This is a genomic window from Legionella bozemanae, assembly GCF_001648595.1.
In the GTDB taxonomy this organism is placed as follows: domain Bacteria; phylum Pseudomonadota; class Gammaproteobacteria; order Legionellales; family Legionellaceae; genus Legionella; species Legionella bozemanae.
On the sequence record NZ_LBAW01000092.1, the window covers coordinates 1 to 702 of the forward strand.

The following is a 702-nucleotide window of genomic DNA, read 5'->3' on the forward strand; positions in this document are numbered from 1 at the left end:
ATTCAGGATGAAAGTTATGCGATTACGCACGGACAATCCAATAATCGCGTTCAATGCTCGAATCAAAAGCCTACCTGCACGATGAAGACACATGAAGAACAATGCTTCAGCTCTCGTTTATTGCCCGATCAAACCTGCACCAAGTACCTTAAGGTCCTGGTGGACTCCGAAAAAGTGGTGCAACGCGCTGATTTTTCGTTTTATGTTGCTAAAAAATGGACCGGAGTGATTACTGTAAATTTGGTGACTGGCGCAATCACTAATGCTGTGGGTGGCTCTGTTCCTTATCCCATTCGGATGAAACATTCGTGTGATGGAATGAGTGCCACCATTCATTCGATACGAAATAATGGGGCGAATGCGTATTGGGTTCAGGTGATTGGTACTCCAACATGCGCTAATAATGGGTTGTTGACCTTTTATATTAATAAAGGATGGGGACGAATTTATCCCATTCAAGTTGCTTTGACGGTCACAGCACACTCCAAACCCTACATCAGCCAAGAATATTGGGACAATCATTGCATGAGCTTTGAAAATAAGGGGTCGCTGTGTCGAATCAAAAAAGAACAATGCACGGATACTCAGTCACCTAAAGTAATTGATGGTCTTCCTGTATCCCGTGCGTGTTGGGCAAAAGAGCTGACGTACTCTTGTTCTAGCGCGGCTGCTGATGAATGCATCACACAGAAAAATAAAGGG

Annotated in this window: 1 protein-coding gene; it reads left to right on the forward strand. The window is 44.0% G+C overall.

Features of this window, described 5'->3' with window-relative positions; genetic code table 11:
• On the forward strand, positions 1-702 hold a 702-nt coding region (traN, locus tag A8O27_RS18190), incomplete at both ends, for a conjugal transfer protein TraN (protein ID WP_162270517.1).